Source organism: Citrobacter sp. Cu231 (assembly GCF_030332265.1).
GTDB classification, from domain to species: domain Bacteria; phylum Pseudomonadota; class Gammaproteobacteria; order Enterobacterales; family Enterobacteriaceae; genus Citrobacter; species Citrobacter meridianamericanus.
This window is the reverse complement of the sequence record NZ_JAOWIE010000034.1, coordinates 353,259-372,419: the sequence shown is the minus strand read 5'-3', so window position 1 is coordinate 372,419 and position 19,161 is coordinate 353,259. Positions and strand designations below refer to the sequence as shown.

The following is a 19,161-nucleotide window of genomic DNA, read 5'->3' as shown; positions in this document are numbered from 1 at the left end:
GATTATGCCGCAACATGACCAATTACATCGTTATCTGTTTGAAAACTTTGCCGTGCGCGGCGAGCTGGTGACCGTTTCGGAAACCCTGCAACAGATCCTCGAAAACCATACTTATCCGCAGCCAGTCAAAAACGTGCTGGCCGAGCTGCTGGTCGCCACCAGCCTGCTTACCGCCACGCTGAAGTTTGCTGGTGATATCACTGTACAGCTGCAGGGCGACGGTCCGCTGAGCCTGGCCGTCATTAACGGCAACAACAACCAACAAATGCGCGGCGTGGCCCGCATGCAGGGCGATATCCCTGAAGACGCAGATCTGAAAACGCTGGTGGGTAATGGCTACCTGGTGATCACCATAACCCCGGAAGAAGGCGAGCGCTATCAGGGCGTGGTCGGTCTGGAAGGTGACACGCTGGCTGCCTGCCTGGAAGACTACTTCATGCGTTCTGAACAGCTGCCAACGCGTCTGTTTATCCGCACTGGCGACGTCGATGGCAAACCCGCGGCTGGCGGAATGCTGCTGCAGGTCATGCCGGCGCAAAACGCACAGACCGATGATTTCGATCACCTGACCGCCCTGACCGAAACCATCAAAACTGAAGAGCTGTTGACACTGCCGGCCAACGAAGTGCTGTGGCGCTTGTACCACGAAGAAGAGGTTACCCTCTACGATCCGCAGGACGTTGAGTTCAAATGCACCTGCTCACGCGAACGCTGCGCTGGCGCACTGAAAACGCTACCGGACGAAGAAGTAGACAGCATTCTGGCGGAAGAAGGCGAGATTGATATGCACTGCGATTACTGCGGTAGCCACTATCTGTTTAACGCCATGGACATTGCTGAGATCCGCAGCAACGCCTCCCCGGCAGACCCGCAGGTACATTAATCTTCTTATCCGGCCTACAGGTAAACGGTTGTAGGCCGGATAAGACGTACGCCTCGCCACCCGGCAAAAAACCTATCCGCAACAAGCTCACTCGTTGTAATAATTCATCGGTAACCGGGTGCCATCAATAGTGATATCCCGCCAGACTCTGGGAGCTGAATCCAGTTGATGATTCGCCACCGCCTTGAGCAATTTATCTTTATTGAACCCTTCTGGTAGCTGAGCGGACGCGATGAGAACCCATTTATCCTCCTTCCTGCCGAAGACCAGTGTTTCGCCATCGCCAAAGGCATACAGCACCTGCTCAGGTTGACCATCCGCATTGAGGTCCTGATCGACCAGCACGCATGCGTCCTGTTCAACGCAGGAAGTAATACGATAGCGTTGTCCTTTGATAAACGTCCAGAAGGTATCATCGGGTTTCTTGCTCCCCGGTGCGATCATGACTTTCGGCGCTAACTGAGTGGTAGTCAGGTTCTGAACAGGATCGCGATCCTCCTGAAGAATGGCGTTTAAGTCACGTTTACGCTTGCTATCCTTATTGAATGCCTCATCTTTTTGTAACGCTTCCAGCGCCGCACGCCCCGGCTTCCCGCTGCGATTCAACATATACAGGCTAACCTGATCTGCTTTGATTTTCCCGCTGTAGTAGCGCTCCATATGGCTGTTGACGCTAATGCGCCAGGCATCAATCACTGGCGACGTGAGCAGAACCAGTAACCCTAATGCCAGTAACGAAACGCCGAGAATGACCTTTCCCTGAATCTGAAGTGGGTTGCGTCCCCGGCGTAAAATGCTCACCAGATAGCCAAACGACCAGACCAACAGTACGCAGACCACCAATACGCCATGCAGACGCTCAGGGGTCCAACCGTACTGCTGAATTCGCACCCACAGTGACCAGCCGGCAATCAGCGTATAGATAGGTGCGACAGCCAGAGCACATTTGATGAGATAGCGTAACGCGCCAGGATAAGGTAGAGCTTCCTTTTGTGGCTCGCGCACCATGGCCATGAGCAGCAGCAGGCTAAACGTCAGCGTTGACATCAGCCCCGCCGCTGAAACCCGCTGCGAAATAGCCTCCAGCCCGGTGAAAGGCAAAGTCAGCATAAACATCAGCGCGAGTAGCGCTATCAGAGGTAGCAAACCCGTGGCGATTAACGTCAGCAGCTTTTGTACCGCCGCAACCAGACGCGACTGCGTACGCGCCAGTACGACCGCCAACGCGGTAATCAGGCCTAATACGATGTAGGCAAACCAGTCGGTATCAAAAAAAAGCGTTTCAAAAAAGGTAATGCCGACGAGTTTAAACATCTCGCTCCACAGCAGGAGCACCATCCAGAACAACCCGTTGGAAATGAACACAATCAGCAGCGTCAACGCGTTAAGCCACAATTGCGTATAAAATTGCGCATAGCGCGTCTGCTGGCGGGACGCGCGAAGCGAGTACTGAATCCACGGCAACGCCAGCATTGCCATCAACAACAAGCGCCAGCCGTAGAGAAAAAAGGTTTCCTGCTGCCGCCACTTATCTCCACCCTCAACTTGCCACTTCAGCCAGACGCTCATCGCCAGCACCGCCACAAAAATCAACGCCATCCAGTACCACAGCGCACGTTGTTTGAACGAGACAACGGTGAGTAAAAGCGCCGAGGAGAAAGCAATCGTCGCGGGCATGCCACAAAACAACCAGCCGTCGTTATGCGGCGCCAGAAAGGTTATCAGCAGGTAGCACAACATTCCCTGTAACAGGCCAATTGATATCATGCCCCAGCGAGTGGTACGTGAAAGTTCAACACTATCCATGTCGTCATCCAGAATGAAGAGAAAAGGTAATTATCGCATCAACTTCACAATTTTGAGCATTGGCAGGCTAATTTCAGACTAAAACGACGGGAAGTGAATCGATATTGTTTATGTATGAGTTACGTTATTTTCTTACGTGAATGCGATTACACTCACAAGATTCCCGCCAAAAACACTCTTCATTAACGTTTTAAGAACATTTTCCACAACAAAAAAGGGTTTCCTGCCATAATATCCGCCTCTTTGTGACAGGAGTCGCAGCGTATTCGGTTACCCGTGATTTTCCCGGATGCGTAAATCTATGAGCCTTGTCGCGGTTAGCAATCCCTAAAAAACCTTACTATTCCAGGTAATACATATTGGCTAAGGAGCAGTGAAATGCGTGTGAACAACAGTTTAACCCCGCAAGATCTCAAGGCTTATGGTATCAATGACGTTCAGGATATCGTTTACAATCCAGACTACGACACACTTTTCCAGGAGGAACTCGATCCTTCCCTGCAAGGTTATGAGCGTGGCGTGTTAACGAACCTGGGCGCCGTTGCCGTTGATACCGGTATCTTTACCGGACGTTCGCCAAAGGATAAGTACATTGTCCGTGACGACACTACGCGCGACACGCTCTGGTGGTCCGACAAAGGTAAAGGTAAGAACGACAACAAACCGCTCTCCCCGGAAACCTGGCAGCATCTGAAAGGATTAGTCACCCAGCAGCTTTCCGGCAAGCGCCTGTTTATCATTGATGCATTCTGCGGCGCTAACGCCGATACCCGTCTTTCCGTACGCTTCATTACCGAAGTGGCCTGGCAGGCGCATTTTGTCAAAAACATGTTCATCCGCCCAAGCGACGAAGAGCTGGTTGATTTCAAACCGGATTTCATCGTGATGAACGGCGCTAAGTGCACCAACCCACAATGGAAAGAGCAGGGTCTGAACTCTGAAAACTTCGTGGCTTTCAACCTGACTGAGCGTATTCAGCTGATTGGCGGCACCTGGTACGGCGGCGAAATGAAGAAAGGGATGTTCTCCGTAATGAACTACCTGCTGCCGCTGCAAGGCATTGCCTCCATGCACTGCTCGGCAAACGTCGGGGAAAAAGGTGATGTGGCGGTCTTCTTTGGCCTGTCCGGCACCGGTAAAACCACACTGTCCACCGACCCGAAACGCCGCCTGATTGGCGATGACGAACACGGCTGGGATGACGACGGCGTGTTTAACTTTGAAGGCGGTTGCTACGCGAAGACCATCAAGCTGTCTAAAGACGCCGAGCCGGAAATTTACAACGCGATCCGTCGTGACGCACTACTGGAAAACGTCACCGTGCGAGAAGATGGTTCCATCGACTTCGACGACGGTTCCAAGACCGAAAACACCCGTGTGTCCTACCCGATTTATCACATCGATAATATCGTTAAGCCGGTCTCAAAAGCGGGTCATGCCACTAAAGTAATCTTTCTGACCGCCGATGCGTTTGGCGTACTGCCACCGGTTTCTCGCCTGACGGCGGACCAAACCCAGTACCACTTCCTGTCTGGCTTCACCGCCAAACTGGCCGGTACCGAACGTGGCGTCACCGAACCCACCCCAACCTTCTCCGCCTGCTTTGGCGCAGCTTTCCTGTCGCTGCACCCAACACAGTACGCAGAAGTACTGGTAAAACGCATGCAAGCGGCAGGTGCGCAGGCATATCTGGTTAACACTGGCTGGAACGGTACTGGTAAGCGTATCTCTATCAAAGATACTCGCGCGATTATCGATGCCATTCTGAACGGCTCGCTGGATGATGCGGAAACGTTCCGTCTGCCGATGTTTGACCTCGCTATCCCGACCGAGCTGCCTGGCGTGGATACGCGCATTCTCGATCCGCGTAATACCTACGCGTCTCCGGAACAATGGCAAGAAAAAGCCAACGCGCTGGCGAAACTGTTTATCGAAAACTTCGAGAAATACACCGACACCCCTGCGGGTGAAGCACTGGTTAGCGCCGGACCGAAGCTGTAACAAGAAGCTGTAACAAAAAGTGTCGGATGGTGGTTGCCACATATCCGGCCTACCGCAACAAAAAGGGAGGCATTTCGCCTCCCTTTCTTATACGTCTTTCGAGATACCCTGCGCGCGAGTGAAAGGAACCGGAAGCCAGGCGCGAATTGACAACCCGCCCCGTTCACTGGTGCCAATCTCCAGCATGCCATTATGGTTATCGACAATACGTTGCACAATCGCCAGACCCAGCCCCGTGCCGCTGGTACTACGCGCACTGTCACCACGGACAAATGGCTGGAACAGATGTTTACGCTGCTCCGGCTTGATGCCCGGGCCATCATCTTCCACCTGGAACCAGGCGCGATGCGTCTCCGTACCGCTACTGACCTTAATCCAGCCGTTGCCGTAGCGGGCGGCGTTAACCACCATATTGGCAACCGCACGCTTGATCGACAGCGGGTGCATTTTCACCTGAATGCTGCCCGGCTGCAGCGCCGTTTCGATTTCACGTTCATAACCGCTTTCCGCCGCGACCACTTCGCCTAACACCGAGTTCAGATCCGCCATCTCCATCGGCATCTCCTGACCAGTGCGCAGGTAATCGATAAACTGCTCGATAATGGCATTACACTCTTCAATGTCCTTATTGATGGACTCCGCGAGATAACCGTCCTCTTCGCCCATCATCTCCGTCGCCAGACGAATACGCGTCAGCGGAGTACGTAAATCGTGGCTCACACCCGCCATTAACAGCGTACGGTCATCGGCCAGTTGCTTCACACCTGCGGCCATATGGTTAAAGGCTCGGGTTACGGAGCGCACCTCTGAGGCGCCATACTCGCGCAACGGCGGTGGAATGATACCTTTCCCCACCTGCAGCGCAGCATGTTCAAGATCCACCAACGGTCGGTTCTGAATACGAATGAACAGCCACGCCCCGCCAATAGCCAGCAGCATAATCGCCAGCGTATAGCGGAATAGCGGTGAGAAATCACCCTGATGGATTTCCGTAAGCGGTACGCGAACCCAGATATTGGGCGACAGCCAGGTTTTCAGCCACACGACAGGCGAGCTTTTGTTTACTTCAACGCGCACTTCCGTCGGGCCACCCAATTGCTGCGCCATCTGATGGCTTAAGAATTCATAGTGTTGCGCCCAACGCAGCCCGGCTTCTTCAGCGGCCTCGTTGGAATAGAGGGAAATACCCAGCTCACGATAAATTTCCCGGCGGAATGCGGGCGGCACCACCAGTTGCGTACCGTCCTCCAGCTGTAGTTTATCGGTCATCAGCATACGAACTTCGTAGGCCAGGACTTTATTAAACTGCTGGAGGCTCGGCAGAATCGCGAAGTTCAGCACTACCAGGTAGGTCGTCACCAGGCTGGCAAACAGCAAGGTGACGATAAGCAATAACGTGCGGGCAAATGAACTTCGTGGCGAGAAGCGCATTCGCCTCATGCTTTAGAACCGTCCGGAACAAAGACGTAGCCCAGACCCCATACGGTCTGAATATAGCGCGGATGCGCCGGATCTTCTTCCACCATTCGACGCAGACGAGAAATCTGGACGTCGATGGAACGCTCCATCGCCGAGTATTCACGACCTCGGGCCAGGTTCATTAACTTGTCGCGGGACAGCGGCTCACGCGGATGGCTGACCAGTGCTTTCAGCACCGCAAACTCACCGCTGGTGAGCGGCATAGGCTCATCTTCACGGAACATTTCACGCGTACCGAGGTTCAGTTTGAACTTACCAAACGCAATAACCGCTTCTTCCTGGGAAGGCGCTCCCGGCAGTTCGTTCGCCTGACGACGCAGTACAGCGCGAATACGCGCCAGCAGTTCACGCGGGTTAAACGGTTTCGGAATGTAATCGTCAGCGCCGATTTCCAGTCCTACAATACGGTCCACTTCTTCGCCCTTCGCCGTAACCATAATGATCGGCATCGGGTTGCTTTGGCTGCGCAGGCGACGGCAAATAGACAGGCCATCTTCTCCCGGCAGCATTAAATCCAGCACCATCAGGTGGAAAGACTCACGGGTCAGCAGACGATCCATCTGCTCAGCGTTTGCGACGCTTCGAACCTGGAAGCCCTGCTCGGTCAGATAACGCTCCAGAAGCGCACGTAAGCGCATGTCGTCATCGACCACCAGAATCTTATAGTTCTCTTGCATTGTTATTACTCCCAAAGGTTCGCAACAATTAAGTGTATATTCTTAAGAAAGCTCACGTGAGTCACCAGCGAATTCTGGTATTAATTCCAGGCTAAATTGTTACAAAGCATATTAAACAGCAGCTTAAGTATACAATGTTTCTCGCAATACATTATTTATTCTGTTGATATGCTCACGTAATACTAATTGTGCGCATCATCACAGAGTCGAAGGTAAAACAATAAGATGAAAACGCCCCTGATAACCCGTGAAGGGTATGAAAAACTCAAACAAGAGCTGAATTATCTCTGGCGTGAAGAGCGCCCGGAAGTCACCAAAAAGGTTACCTGGGCTGCAAGTCTGGGTGACCGCAGCGAAAATGCCGACTACCAGTATAATAAAAAGCGCCTGCGTGAGATCGATCGCCGTGTCCGATATTTGACGAAGTGCATGGAGAATCTGAAAATCGTCGATTACTCCCCACAGCAGGAGGGTAAAGTCTTCTTTGGCGCATGGGTTGAGATTGAAAATGACGATGGCGACATCCGCAAATTCCGCATTGTCGGTTACGACGAGATCTTCGGCCGGAAAGATTACATCTCTATCGACTCGCCAATGGCGCGGGCGCTGCTGAAAAAAGAGGTCGGCGATCTTGCTGTGGTAAACACTCCAGGCGGAGAAGCCAGCTGGTACGTGAACGAGATTGAATACGTTAAGTGAGACCGGAACAATCCGAAGCCCCGGTAGATGACTGGCATTTTTGCCAGTCAATCCGTATAACTATCCCCTGATTTTTTATCCTATAGACGAAGCTATCCATGATGAATGATTCTTTCTGCCGCATTATCGCAGGTGAAATTCAGGCTCGTGCTGAACAGGTAGAAGCTGCCGTTCGCCTGCTTGACGAAGGGAACACCGTGCCGTTTATCGCACGTTATCGTAAGGAAATCACCGGCGGTCTGGATGATACGCAACTGCGTAATCTGGAAACCCGTCTGGGATATCTGCGTGAACTGGAAGACCGCCGTCAGGCAATCCTGAAATCTATCGGCGAGCAAGGCAAACTGACCGACGATCTGGCGAAAGCGATCAACGGCACGTTAAGTAAGACCGAACTCGAAGATCTCTATCTGCCGTACAAACCTAAGCGTCGCACCCGTGGGCAAATCGCCATTGAAGCAGGCCTTGAGCCGCTGGCTGACCTGCTGTGGAACGAACCGTCCCACGACCCGGAAACCGAAGCCGCAAAGTATCTCAACGCCGAAAACGGCGTGGCGGATACCAAAGCCGCCCTCGACGGCGCACGCTATATTCTGATGGAACGCTTTGCTGAAGACGCTGCACTGCTGGCGAAAGTACGTGATTACTTGTGGAAAAACGCCCATCTGGTCTCCACTGTGGTAAGCGGAAAAGAAGAGGAAGGCGCGAAGTTCCGCGACTACTTCGATCATCACGAACCGATCTCTACCGTGCCATCCCACCGTGCGCTGGCCATGTTCCGTGGCCGTAACGAAGGTGTGCTACAGCTTTCGCTGAATGCCGATCCGCAATTCGATGAGCCGCCAAAAGAAAGCCACGGCGAACAGATTATCCAGGACCACCTGGGATTACGCCTGAACAACGCACCTGCCGACAGCTGGCGTAAAGGCGTGGTCAGTTGGACCTGGCGTATTAAGGTGCTGATGCACCTCGAAACCGAGCTGATGGGCACCGTGCGTGAGCGCGCCGAAGACGAAGCTATTAACGTCTTCGCCCGTAATCTGCACGATCTGCTGATGGCCGCGCCTGCGGGTCTGCGTGCCACCATGGGACTCGATCCCGGCCTGCGTACCGGTGTGAAGGTGGCAGTTGTTGACGGCACCGGCAAGCTGGTCGCGACCGACACCATTTATCCACACACCGGTCAGGCCGCCAAAGCTGCCGTTGCGGTGGCGACGCTGTGCGAAAAATACCACGTTGAGCTGGTAGCGATTGGTAACGGCACGGCGTCACGCGAAACCGAGCGTTTCTTCCTCGACATGCAGAAACAGTTCCCGAAAGTCACCGCGCAGAAAGTGATCGTCAGCGAAGCCGGGGCATCGGTTTACTCAGCTTCCGAGCTGGCGGCGCAGGAGTTCCCGGATCTCGACGTTTCATTGCGTGGCGCGGTGTCCATCGCCCGTCGTCTGCAGGATCCACTTGCAGAGTTGGTGAAAATCGATCCTAAATCGATCGGCGTGGGCCAATATCAGCACGACGTTAGCCAGACGCAGCTGGCACGTAAGCTGGATGCGGTGGTGGAAGACTGCGTGAACGCCGTCGGCGTCGATCTCAATACCGCCTCCGTACCGTTGTTAACCCGCGTTGCCGGTCTGACGCGCATGATGGCGCAAAACATCGTCGCCTGGCGCGATGAGAACGGTCAGTTCCAGAACCGTCAGCAGTTGCTGAAAGTCAGCCGTCTGGGGCCTAAAGCCTTTGAACAATGCGCGGGCTTCCTGCGTATCAATCATGGCGATAACCCACTGGATGCCTCCACCGTTCACCCGGAAGCCTACCCGATTGTGGAACGCATTCTGGCCGCCACCGAGCAATCGTTGCGTGACCTGATGGGTAATAGCAACGAACTGCGCAATCTGAAAGCTGCCGATTTTACCGATGAACGTTTCGGGGTGCCGACCGTCACCGACATCATTAAAGAGCTGGAAAAACCGGGCCGCGACCCGCGTCCTGAATTTAAAACCGCACAGTTTGCTGATGGCGTAGAAACCATGAATGACCTGCTGCCGGGGATGATTCTGGAAGGGGCAGTCACCAACGTCACCAACTTCGGCGCGTTTGTTGATATTGGTGTTCATCAGGACGGTCTGGTGCATATCTCTTCATTGTCGAATAAGTTCGTCGACGATCCGCACACCGTGGTGAAAGCGGGCGATATTGTGAAGGTGAAAGTGCTGGAAGTTGACCTGCAACGCAAGCGTATCGCGCTGACCATGCGTTTGGACGAGCAACCGGGTGAAACCAATGCGCGTCGCGGCGGTGGGAACAACGATCGCGCTCAGGCTAATCGCTCGGCCCCCAAAGCCGCGAAACCTCGCGGTCGTGACGCACAGCCTGCGGGCAACAGCGCCATGATGGATGCGCTGGCGGCGGCAATGGGTAAAAAACGCTAAGTTTGGATCGTGTGCCGGATGGCAGTGTAAACCTCTGTCCGGCATATTTAATATATTATTTTCTCTTCCCTCCTTATATTTATCATTTCGTTAACAAATAAAACCTTAATTACACATTAAGAAAGTCAATAATGACACTGCAGAAACATTCATTCCAAAGCGGAATAAATGTTGAGAAATATCAAAATTGGCTCAAATTATTGTTCAATTCTACATTCCGTCACATTTATTCTATTGATGATAGAAACCATTCTCATTATCATTGTTCTGTTGATTATTTACTCTTTCCTTACGTTGGCTAATCATCTGGTCTCATGCCGCCCTGTCGCCCCATGAGGTAATCATCCAGTTAGCGAGATATAAGTAGGTCCCTATGCAATTCACTCCTGACAGTGCGTGGAAAATTACCGGTTTTGCCCGTGAAATCAGCCCGGCTTATCGTCAGAAACTGTTGTCACTTGGCATGCTGCCCGGCTCCTCCTTCAACGTGGTACGCGTCGCCCCGCTCGGCGATCCTATCCATATCGAAACGCGTCGTGTAAGTCTGGTATTGCGTAAGAAAGATCTGGCGTTATTAGAAGTGGAAGCGGTTTCCTGTTAATACAGTGAGTCTATAAAAATGAAAAAACTAACCATTGGTTTAATTGGTAATCCTAATTCCGGCAAGACAACCTTATTCAACCAGCTCACCGGCGCGCGCCAGCGTGTAGGTAACTGGGCTGGCGTTACCGTTGAGCGTAAAGAAGGTCATTTCGCCACAACGGACCATCAGGTCACGCTGGTGGATTTACCCGGCACCTATTCTCTGACGACAATCTCATCTCAGACTTCTCTCGATGAGCAGATTGCCTGTCACTATATTTTGAGCGGCGACGCAGATCTGTTGATCAACGTGGTCGATGCGTCAAACCTTGAACGCAATCTCTATCTGACGTTGCAACTGCTTGAGCTGGGCATCCCCTGCATCGTCGCGTTGAATATGCTGGATATCGCTGAAAAGCAGCAAATCCGTATCGATATAGACGCCCTCTCAGCGCGTCTTGGCTGCCCGGTGGTTCCGCTGGTTTCCACCCGCGCCCGCGGCATAGAAGCGCTGAAGCTGGCGATCGACCGCTACAAAGAAAACGACACCGTCGAGCTGGTCCATTATGCCCAGCCGCTGCTGCAGGAAGCGGACTCTCTCGCCGACGCGATGGCCAAAGATATGCCGCTACAACAGCGCCGCTGGCTGGGCCTGCAGATGCTGGAAGGCGATATCTACAGCCGCGCCTACGCGGGTGATGCCGCGCAAAATCTCGATGCCTCCATCGCACGCCTGAGCGAAACAATGGACGATCCGGCGCTGCATATCGCCGATGCGCGCTATCAGTGCATTGCCGCTATCTGCGATACCGTAAGCAATACCTTGACGGCAGAGCCAAGCCGATTCACCACCGCAGTAGATAAAATCGTTCTCAACCGCTTCCTCGGGCTGCCGATTTTCCTGTTCGTGATGTACCTGATGTTCCTGCTCGCCATTAACATTGGCGGCGCGCTGCAACCGTTGTTTGACGTCGGCTCCGTAGCGCTCTTTATCCATGGTATTCAGTGGATTGGCTACACGCTGCACTTCCCGGACTGGCTCACTATCTTCCTGGCCCAGGGGCTTGGCGGCGGGATTAACACTGTGCTGCCGCTGGTACCGCAAATCGGCATGATGTACCTGTTCCTCTCCTTCCTTGAAGACTCCGGTTACATGGCACGCGCCGCGTTTGTGATGGACCGTCTGATGCAGGCGCTGGGACTGCCGGGCAAGTCGTTCGTCCCGCTGATCGTCGGCTTTGGCTGTAACGTACCGTCAGTGATGGGCGCACGTACGCTGGACGCCCCGCGTGAGCGTCTGATGACCATCATGATGGCGCCGTTTATGTCCTGCGGCGCACGTCTGGCGATTTTCGCCGTCTTTGCCGCGGCGTTCTTTGGTCAGAACGGCGCACTGGCGGTCTTCTCGCTGTACGTACTGGGTATCGTGATGGCGGTGTTGACGGGCCTGATGCTCAAACACACTATTATGCGTGGTGAAGCAACGCCGTTCGTGATGGAGCTGCCGGTATACCACGTGCCGCACATCAAGAGTCTGATCATTCAGACCTGGCAACGCCTGAAAGGCTTCGTTCTGCGTGCGGGTAAAGTCATCATCATCGTCAGCATTTTCCTCAGCGCGTTTAACAGTTTCTCACTGAGCGGGAAAATCGTCGATAACATCAACGACTCTGCTCTGGCCTCCGTTAGCCGTGTTATTACTCCCGTGTTTAAACCGATTGGCGTTCACGAAGATAACTGGCAGGCAACCGTAGGTTTGTTCACCGGCGCGATGGCAAAAGAAGTGGTCGTTGGTACGCTGAACACGCTCTATACCGCAGAAAACATTCAGGAAGAAGAGTTCAATCCGGCAGATTTCCACCTCGCTGACGAGCTGCTCGGCGCAGTGGATGAAACCTGGCAAAGCCTGAAAGACACCTTTAGCCTGAGCGTGCTGGCTAACCCTATCGAAGCCAGCAAGGGCGACGGTGAAATGGCTACCGGCGCAATGGGCGTGATGGGCGAGAAATTTGGCAGCGCCGCCGCCGCGTACAGCTACCTGATCTTTGTTTTGCTGTATGTGCCGTGCATTTCAGTTATGGGCGCTATCGCACGTGAATCCAGCCGTGGCTGGATGGGCTTCTCGATTCTGTGGGGCCTGAATATCGCCTACTCTCTGTCGACGCTGTTTTATCAGACGGTCAGCTACAAAGAGCACCCGACCTACAGTCTGGTGTGCATTTTAGCGGTCATCCTGTTTAACATCGTGTTACTGGGCCTGCTGCGTCGAGCTCGTAGCCGCGTGGACCTCGCCCTGCTGGCAACCAACAGAACGGCGAGTTCCTGCTGTTCCAGCACAACTGGCGATTGCCACTAAGGTTATCGACAATGGCATCACTAATTCAGGTTCGTGATTTATTGGCTTTGCGGGGGCGCATGGAGGCAACACAAATTAGCCACACGCTACATACCCCACAGCCTATGATTGACGCCATGCTGAATCAGTTAGAAAAAATGGGCAAAGCGGTGCGGATTCAGGAGGATGCCGACGGGTGTCTTTCCGGAAGCTGCAAAAGTTGCCCGGAAGGTAAAGCCTGCCTGCGCGAATGGTGGGCCTTGCGTTAATTTGCCGCTCCTGCCGGATGGCGCTACGCTAATCCGGCCTACAAAAAACTGCAAATGTTCAGGCCGGATAACTCGTTTATGCAGATATCCGTTACTTTAGAAACAATTCAGTTTCTGTTTTAACGCCACCAGCGCTGCGCAAAACTCGGCAGGATGCGAGATAAACGGTGCATGCGCCGCTTTGGCAAACACCAACGACTCGCTCTGTGGCCACAGGGCATCGAGCATCGGGACGACTTTGCGCGGAACCAGTCCATCGAGATAGCCGTACAACCGCAGGAAAGGCATTTCCACCGAGCACAATGGCTCACGCAAATCGACCGTTTTCAGGATCTCCAGCCCGCCATTAAGTACCTCAACATCCGGCATGGGTAAAGCCAGTACCGTTTTCTTCAGCGCTCGCGCATCCTGACGGGCGGTTTCCGTGCCCATCGTTTGCAACGCCAAAAAACGCTCCACCGTACGCTGGAAATCTTCACTCAGTTGCTGCTGGAAACCGGCCAGCACTTCTGGCTTGATGCCCGGCCACTCCTCACGCGCGCTAAAGCAAGGGGATGACGCCACGGTCACCAACGCCTGAACACGCTCAGAATGAGTTAACGCCACCTGGCTTGCAACCAACCCCCCCAGACTCCAGCCGAGCCAGATAGCGTTCTCCGGCGCCTGTTTTAATACCCGCTCAGCCATCTCTTCCAGCGACATCGCGCCGAAACCCTGGCTGCGGCCAAATCCCGGTAAGTCGACAAGATGCAGCGTGAAATGCGAGCTCAGTTCCTCGCTTATGCAATGCCACACTTGCGCATTCAGTCCCCATCCGTGCAGCAGCACAAGATGGCAATTTCCCGAACCCTGGGTCTGCCACCAGATGTCATTCATCAGTTATTGTTCTCTTTTAGCCTAACAGGATGTTTCTATGCTAACAGTACCGGGATTGTGCTGGCTATGCCGAATGCCCCTGACGTTAGGGCATTGGGGGATCTGTTCAGTCTGCGCACGGGCAACGCGTCAGCACGTCAGCCTTTGCCCTCAATGCGGACTCCCTGCCGCCCACGCCGTCGTTCCCTGCGGACGTTGCTTGCAAAAACCCCCACCGTGGCAGCGCCTGGTCACCATCAGCGACTATCTTCCGCCGTTGAGCGGACTTATCCACCAGTTCAAGTTTTCGCGACGCAGTGAAATGGCCTCCGCCCTTTCACGTTTGCTGTTGCTGGAGGTATTACAGGCCCGGCGCGTCAGCGGTCTTCCCCTGCCAGACAGGCTCGTCAGCGTCCCGCTCTGGCAACGACGGCACTGGCGCAGGGGGTTTAATCAGAGCGAATTGCTGTGTCGCCCACTGGCGCACTGGCTGGGTTGCGACTGGGACAGCCGGACCATCTCGCGGGTTCGGGCAACCGCCACGCAGCACCATCTCAGCGCCCGATTGCGTAAACGTAACCTGAAAAACGCCTTTCGCCTTGAATTGCCGGTGCAGGGACTCCATATGGTTATTGTGGATGATGTCGTCACTACCGGAAGTACCGTCGCGGAAATCGCGCAGCTGCTTTTACGCAACGGCGCCGCGACTGTCCAGGTATGGTGCCTGTGTCGAACCTTGTAGAGCCTCGATGATGGGCGTATTATAACCAAGTAAAATAGTCAACTATTAGGCCATTACTATGATCCATATTTCCGATGCTGCACAAGCGCACTTTGCCAAACTGCTGGCAAATCAGGAAGAAGGGACACAAATCCGCGTATTTGTGATTAATCCCGGCACGCCTAACGCTGAATGCGGCGTTTCTTATTGTCCGCCGGACGCCGTGGAAGCAACCGACACCGCCATTAAATTTGACCTGCTGACCGCATATGTTGATGAACTGAGCGCACCGTATCTGGAAGATGCAGAAATCGATTTCGTTACCGACCAGTTAGGCTCCCAGCTGACGCTGAAGGCACCAAACGCCAAAATGCGTAAAGTGGCCGATGATGCACCGCTGATGGAACGCGTGGAGTACATGCTGCAATCACAGATCAATCCACAGCTGGCAGGCCATGGCGGTCGCGTCTCACTGATGGAAATCACCGATGAAGGCTACGCCATTCTGCAGTTTGGCGGCGGCTGTAACGGCTGTTCAATGGTCGATGTGACGCTGAAAGAAGGTATCGAGAAGCAGCTGCTGGCTGAATTCCCTGAACTGAAAGGCGTTCGCGATTTAACCGAACACCAGCGTGGCGAACACTCTTACTACTAAGCCCGTCTGTATTTGCCCGGTAGCCTAATCCCTGCCGGGTCGAAAATTCTTCGCATATCTCCTGCAACAATCTCCCTCATAATTTGACCAGCCTCTCATAATTTAAATTTTGCCTGCCCAGGTGATTTTCAAGCGCCATATGTTACCCGTATCATTCGTATCAGCACCTAACACACACATAATAGTCCGCTAAACTGATTAGTTTTGCAGGCAACCAGCATTGGTGCTGAGAATACTCTGTTCCCGGTCGGGACAATCGGAATTTGTCATCTAAACACTGACGTTACCCATAACAAAGTTAAGGCCAGGTAAATCATGCCATTAGTCATCGTTGCTATCGGTGTAATCTTGTTACTCCTCCTGATGATCCGTTTCAAAATGAACGGTTTCATCGCTCTCGTCCTGGTGGCGCTTGCTGTCGGATTGATGCAAGGGATGCCACTGGATAAAGTCATCGGTTCGATTAAAGCCGGCGTCGGCGGAACCCTTGGCAGCCTCGCCCTGATTATGGGTTTTGGCGCCATGCTGGGCAAAATGCTGGCGGACTGCGGCGGCGCACAGCGCATCGCAACCACCCTGATTGCTAAATTCGGCAAAAAACATATTCAGTGGGCGGTGGTATTAACCGGCTTCACCGTTGGTTTTGCCTTGTTCTACGAAGTTGGTTTCGTACTGATGCTGCCGCTGGTGTTCACCATTGCCGCAGCTGCCAACATCCCGCTGTTGTACGTTGGCGTGCCGATGGCTGCGGCGCTGTCCGTAACGCACGGCTTCCTGCCACCGCACCCGGGTCCGACTGCTATCGCCACTATTTTCCATGCAGATATGGGCAAAACCCTGCTGTTTGGTACGATTCTGGCAATCCCGACCGTTATTCTCGCCGGTCCGGTATACGCACGTTTCCTGAAAGGTATCGACAAGCCGATCCCGGAAGGTCTGTACAGCGCAAAAACCTTCACTGAAGAAGAGATGCCTGGCTTTGGCGTCAGCGTTTGGACCTCTCTGGTACCGGTGATCCTGATGGCGATGCGTGCCGTGGCGGAGATGATTCTGCCGAAAGGTCATGCTTTCCTGACGGTTGCAGAATTCCTCGGTGACCCGGTTATGGCAACGCTTATCGCGGTGCTGATTGCGATGTTCACGTTTGGTCTGAACCGTGGACGTTCGATGGATCAGATTAACGACACGCTGGTGTCCTCAATCAAAATCATTGCGATGATGCTGTTGATCATCGGCGGCGGCGGTGCCTTCAAACAGGTCCTGGTTGATAGCGGCGTGGACAAATACATTGCATCAATGATGCACGGCTCTAACGTGTCTCCACTGCTGATGGCATGGTCTATCGCGGCGGTCCTGCGTATCGCACTGGGTTCTGCAACTGTTGCAGCAATCACCGCAGGCGGGATTGTGGCACCACTGATTGCAACGACCGGCGTAAGCCCTGAGCTAATGGTTATTGCGGTGGGTTCCGGTTCGGTCATCTTCTCCCACGTGAACGATCCAGGCTTCTGGCTGTTCAAGGAGTACTTCAACCTGACTATCGGTGAAACCATCAAGTCATGGTCAATGCTGGAAACCATTATCTCCGTCTGCGGCCTGGTAGGGTGTCTGCTGCTGGGTATGGTAGTTTAACAACACACGTTTCAGACAAAAAAGCCGGGGAATCCCCGGCTTTTTTACTTCTTCTTCGCGGCCGCTTTTCGCCGCTTATCCAAATCCTTAATCAGCTTGTTCACTCTCTCATCGGCAAACATCTGCTCCAGCGTAGCGGTGAGCTTACGCCGCCAGTTTTTGTACTGGTCGCTGGTCCCCGGAATGTTGACCGGTTCAGCCATATCCAACCAGTCTTCCGGTTGTAGGCCCAGCAGCGCACTGTTGCTGTCAGCGATGTAGCGTTGCATGCCGCGATTAAGAATCGGCGTCATCGACATCAGTGACGCCTTGTGACCAGCACGTTTTGGCAAACAGCCGTACTTGTGCAACGCGTCCAGCAGCCCCTGCTTCGCCAGTTCTCGGTCCTGATACAACCCACGCAGCACAACCTCATCCGGGTACAGGCCCAGCGCCTTACCCAGCGTCAGATCGCCGCTATCCCAATAACCTTTAAGCGTAGGAAGGTCATGCGTCGCCGCGACTGCCATTGATTGTTCCGGGTACGCTTTCGGCGCACGGAAGTTTTTCTCATGGTCATTCTCAAAATAAAGCACTTTATAGGAGTACACGCCGCTGTCGCGCAGCTTGCTGACGATTTCTACCGGCACGGTACCCAGATCCTCACCAATTACCATGCAATGATGACGTTTACTTTCCAGCGCCAGAATTGAAAGCAGGTCATCGACCGGATAGTGCACGTAAGCGCCGTGATCGGCAGTTTCACCGTAGGGGATCCACCACAGACGCAGCATCGACATAACATGGTCGATACGCAGCGCGCCGCAGTTCTGCATATTGGCGCGCAGCAGTTCGATAAACGGTTCGTAGGCGCGTGCCGTGATGATGTGCGGATCCATCGGCGGCAACCCCCAGTTTTGCCCGAGCGGACCGAGAATATCCGGCGGAGCGCCAACCGAGGCTTTCAGGCAATACAGCTCGCGGTCGCACCAGGTTTCCGCCCCGCCTTCGGCCACACCAACCGCCAGATCGCGATACAGTCCAATCGGCATCGCAAAACTTTGGCTGGTTTTCCAGCAGTCAGCAAACTGGGTATACGCCAACCACTGTAACCACAGATAGAAATCCACATCGTCACGATGTGCTTCGCAGAAGCGTTTTACTTCCAGTGAGTCCACCGACTGGAGTGCCTGCGGCCACACCGGCCAGCCCCAGCGCAATGCATCCTCTTGCACCTGATGCGCATGCAGCGCGTCAAAGGCTGCCTGCCAGTACAGGCTATCTCCCTCCCGAGTGACAAACTGGCGAAATGCCGCCATCTGCTCATCGTCACGTGCAGAGAAATTTTTCCATGCCATACGTAACGCGGTCATCTTCAGGACGGTAACGGTAGAGTAATCAACCCATTCACTATCGCGCGCGCGTTGCAGCGCTTGCTGAGTCGCGGGTTTCTGCCACCAGGCCTGCGCCTCTTTACTCAGGCGGAAATCATCTACTGCGTTAACATCAATATAAATAACGTTCAGCCAGCGACGTGACGACGGGCTGTACGGGCTGGCGCTCTCCGGGTTCGCCGGGTACAGCGCATGAATCGGATTGAGCCCGATAAACGCGCCGCCGCGTTGCGCCACATCCACCAGCATGGCGCGCAAATCGCCAAAGTCGCCAATCCCCCAGTTTTTTTCTGAACGCAAGGTGTAGAGCTGAACGCATGCGCCCCACAGCTTCTGCCCGGCTAACAGCGCCTGCGGTTCATAACAGCGTTTTGGCGCCACGATGACGCGACAATGGCTACGCAGCTCACCCTGGGTCAAGGTCAGCGTGTGATATCCCTCCGGCAGCCTGGCCGGAAGGTTGAAAGATTTACCACCGACAGCATGCCCTTTGTGCTGCACGCCCTCTTCGGTAGTCAGCAGCCAGGTAAACTCTCCGCTTCCCTCAACCGCCAGCGGCATTTTCTTACCGGCGGTATAAACCATGACATTCGGCACTGGGGTCACCGCCACCGGAGTGGCGGCGGTGGTGCGATGCATGGCGTCAAGCAAACGCCGCTTGGTTTCGGTACCAATAGACTGCGGTTTACCGTGGGCATTAATGTAATTGGGGCTGATCCCCGCCGCCAGCGCGGCATTATCCAGACGTTTGCTTTCCATCGC

At 54.0% G+C, this 19,161-nt stretch carries 15 protein-coding genes; 10 read left to right on the top strand and 5 right to left on the bottom strand.

The window, feature by feature from the left end; genetic code table 11:
- The first annotated feature begins 4 nt into the window (after positions 1–4).
- Positions 5–883 carry an Hsp33 family molecular chaperone HslO gene (gene hslO, locus OGY15_RS12610; protein ID WP_151216858.1) on the top strand — a complete coding sequence of 293 codons (879 nt, stop codon included), beginning with the start codon at positions 5–7 and terminating at the stop codon, positions 881–883.
- A gap of 87 nt (positions 884–970) precedes the next feature.
- Here the strand turns inward: hslO and OGY15_RS12605 are convergent, their stop codons facing one another.
- Positions 971–2,689 (bottom strand): DUF4153 domain-containing protein, encoded by a 1,719-nt coding sequence (locus tag OGY15_RS12605; RefSeq protein ID WP_286539419.1) that lies wholly within the window; start codon positions 2,687–2,689, stop codon positions 971–973.
- A 378-nt stretch (positions 2,690–3,067) separates the two neighbouring features.
- On the opposite strand from OGY15_RS12605, the gene pckA reads away from it, so the two are divergent.
- The gene (gene pckA, locus OGY15_RS12600) at positions 3,068–4,690 is read left to right on the top strand and encodes a phosphoenolpyruvate carboxykinase (ATP) (RefSeq protein WP_151216860.1); all 1,623 of its coding nucleotides are present in this window, start codon (positions 3,068–3,070) and stop codon (positions 4,688–4,690) included.
- Between the two features lie 87 nt (positions 4,691–4,777).
- Here the strand turns inward: pckA and envZ are convergent, their stop codons facing one another.
- Positions 4,778–6,130 carry a two-component system sensor histidine kinase EnvZ gene (gene envZ, locus OGY15_RS12595; RefSeq protein ID WP_151216861.1) on the bottom strand — a complete coding sequence of 451 codons (1,353 nt, stop codon included), beginning with the start codon at positions 6,128–6,130 and terminating at the stop codon, positions 4,778–4,780.
- A complete protein-coding gene (gene ompR, locus OGY15_RS12590) occupies positions 6,127–6,846 on the bottom strand; it encodes an osmolarity response regulator transcription factor OmpR (protein ID WP_001157751.1) in 720 nt (239 codons plus the stop codon). Before ompR ends, envZ begins: the two co-directional genes overlap by 4 nt.
- A gap of 225 nt (positions 6,847–7,071) precedes the next feature.
- On the opposite strand from ompR, the gene greB reads away from it, so the two are divergent.
- From greB to feoC, 5 genes are all read left to right on the top strand, one after another.
- The gene (gene greB / locus OGY15_RS12585; protein ID WP_003023524.1) at positions 7,072–7,545 is read left to right on the top strand and encodes a transcription elongation factor GreB; all 474 of its coding nucleotides are present in this window, start codon (positions 7,072–7,074) and stop codon (positions 7,543–7,545) included.
- Between the two features lie 98 nt (positions 7,546–7,643).
- On the top strand, positions 7,644–9,977 hold the full coding sequence (locus tag OGY15_RS12580) for a Tex family protein (protein ID WP_151224128.1): 2,334 nt from the start codon (positions 7,644–7,646) through the stop codon (positions 9,975–9,977).
- Positions 9,978–10,350: 373 nt separating this feature from the next.
- Positions 10,351–10,578 carry a ferrous iron transporter A gene (gene feoA / locus OGY15_RS12575; protein WP_003023519.1) on the top strand — a complete coding sequence of 76 codons (228 nt, stop codon included), beginning with the start codon at positions 10,351–10,353 and terminating at the stop codon, positions 10,576–10,578.
- Between the two features lie 18 nt (positions 10,579–10,596).
- On the top strand, positions 10,597–12,915 hold the full coding sequence (feoB, locus tag OGY15_RS12570; RefSeq protein ID WP_286539416.1) for a Fe(2+) transporter permease subunit FeoB: 2,319 nt from the start codon (positions 10,597–10,599) through the stop codon (positions 12,913–12,915).
- An 11-nt stretch (positions 12,916–12,926) separates the two neighbouring features.
- The gene (feoC, locus tag OGY15_RS12565) at positions 12,927–13,163 is read left to right on the top strand and encodes a [Fe-S]-dependent transcriptional repressor FeoC (RefSeq protein WP_003023516.1); all 237 of its coding nucleotides are present in this window, start codon (positions 12,927–12,929) and stop codon (positions 13,161–13,163) included.
- 96 nt (positions 13,164–13,259) lie between these two features.
- Here feoC and bioH read toward each other — a convergent pair whose 3' ends face one another.
- Positions 13,260–14,039 (bottom strand): pimeloyl-ACP methyl ester esterase BioH, encoded by a 780-nt coding sequence (gene bioH / locus OGY15_RS12560; protein ID WP_151216863.1) that lies wholly within the window; start codon positions 14,037–14,039, stop codon positions 13,260–13,262.
- 37 nt (positions 14,040–14,076) lie between these two features.
- On the opposite strand from bioH, the gene gntX reads away from it, so the two are divergent.
- From gntX to gntT, 3 genes are all read left to right on the top strand, one after another.
- Positions 14,077–14,760, top strand: coding sequence for a DNA utilization protein GntX (gene gntX / locus OGY15_RS12555; protein WP_151216864.1), 684 nt, complete (start codon positions 14,077–14,079; stop codon positions 14,758–14,760).
- 58 nt (positions 14,761–14,818) lie between these two features.
- Positions 14,819–15,394 carry a Fe-S biogenesis protein NfuA gene (gene nfuA, locus OGY15_RS12550; RefSeq protein WP_003023509.1) on the top strand — a complete coding sequence of 192 codons (576 nt, stop codon included), beginning with the start codon at positions 14,819–14,821 and terminating at the stop codon, positions 15,392–15,394.
- A 315-nt stretch (positions 15,395–15,709) separates the two neighbouring features.
- Positions 15,710–17,026, top strand: a complete 1,317-nt coding sequence (gene gntT / locus OGY15_RS12545) for a gluconate transporter (RefSeq protein ID WP_003023507.1) — start codon at positions 15,710–15,712, stop codon at positions 17,024–17,026.
- 44 nt (positions 17,027–17,070) lie between these two features.
- Here the strand turns inward: gntT and malQ are convergent, their stop codons facing one another.
- The gene (malQ, locus tag OGY15_RS12540; protein WP_151216865.1) at positions 17,071–19,158 is read right to left on the bottom strand and encodes a 4-alpha-glucanotransferase; all 2,088 of its coding nucleotides are present in this window, start codon (positions 19,156–19,158) and stop codon (positions 17,071–17,073) included.
- Positions 19,159–19,161 lie beyond the last annotated feature (3 nt).

Bases quoted from the DNA above. Each gene is read 5' to 3' on its own strand.
- hslO (WP_151216858.1), top strand. From the start codon at position 5: ATGCCGCAACATGACCAATTACATCGTTATCTGTTTGAAAACTTTGCC.
- OGY15_RS12605 (WP_286539419.1), bottom strand. From the start codon at position 2,689: ATGGATAGTGTTGAACTTTCACGTACCACTCGCTGGGGCATGATATCA.
- pckA (WP_151216860.1), top strand. From the start codon at position 3,068: ATGCGTGTGAACAACAGTTTAACCCCGCAAGATCTCAAGGCTTATGGT.
- envZ (WP_151216861.1), bottom strand. From the start codon at position 6,130: ATGAGGCGAATGCGCTTCTCGCCACGAAGTTCATTTGCCCGCACGTTA.
- ompR (WP_001157751.1), bottom strand. From the start codon at position 6,846: ATGCAAGAGAACTATAAGATTCTGGTGGTCGATGACGACATGCGCTTA.
- greB (WP_003023524.1), top strand. From the start codon at position 7,072: ATGAAAACGCCCCTGATAACCCGTGAAGGGTATGAAAAACTCAAACAA.
- OGY15_RS12580 (WP_151224128.1), top strand. From the start codon at position 7,644: ATGATGAATGATTCTTTCTGCCGCATTATCGCAGGTGAAATTCAGGCT.
- feoA (WP_003023519.1), top strand. From the start codon at position 10,351: ATGCAATTCACTCCTGACAGTGCGTGGAAAATTACCGGTTTTGCCCGT.
- feoB (WP_286539416.1), top strand. From the start codon at position 10,597: ATGAAAAAACTAACCATTGGTTTAATTGGTAATCCTAATTCCGGCAAG.
- feoC (WP_003023516.1), top strand. From the start codon at position 12,927: ATGGCATCACTAATTCAGGTTCGTGATTTATTGGCTTTGCGGGGGCGC.
- bioH (WP_151216863.1), bottom strand. From the start codon at position 14,039: ATGAATGACATCTGGTGGCAGACCCAGGGTTCGGGAAATTGCCATCTT.
- gntX (WP_151216864.1), top strand. From the start codon at position 14,077: ATGCTAACAGTACCGGGATTGTGCTGGCTATGCCGAATGCCCCTGACG.
- nfuA (WP_003023509.1), top strand. From the start codon at position 14,819: ATGATCCATATTTCCGATGCTGCACAAGCGCACTTTGCCAAACTGCTG.
- gntT (WP_003023507.1), top strand. From the start codon at position 15,710: ATGCCATTAGTCATCGTTGCTATCGGTGTAATCTTGTTACTCCTCCTG.
- malQ (WP_151216865.1), bottom strand. From the start codon at position 19,158: ATGGAAAGCAAACGTCTGGATAATGCCGCGCTGGCGGCGGGGATCAGC.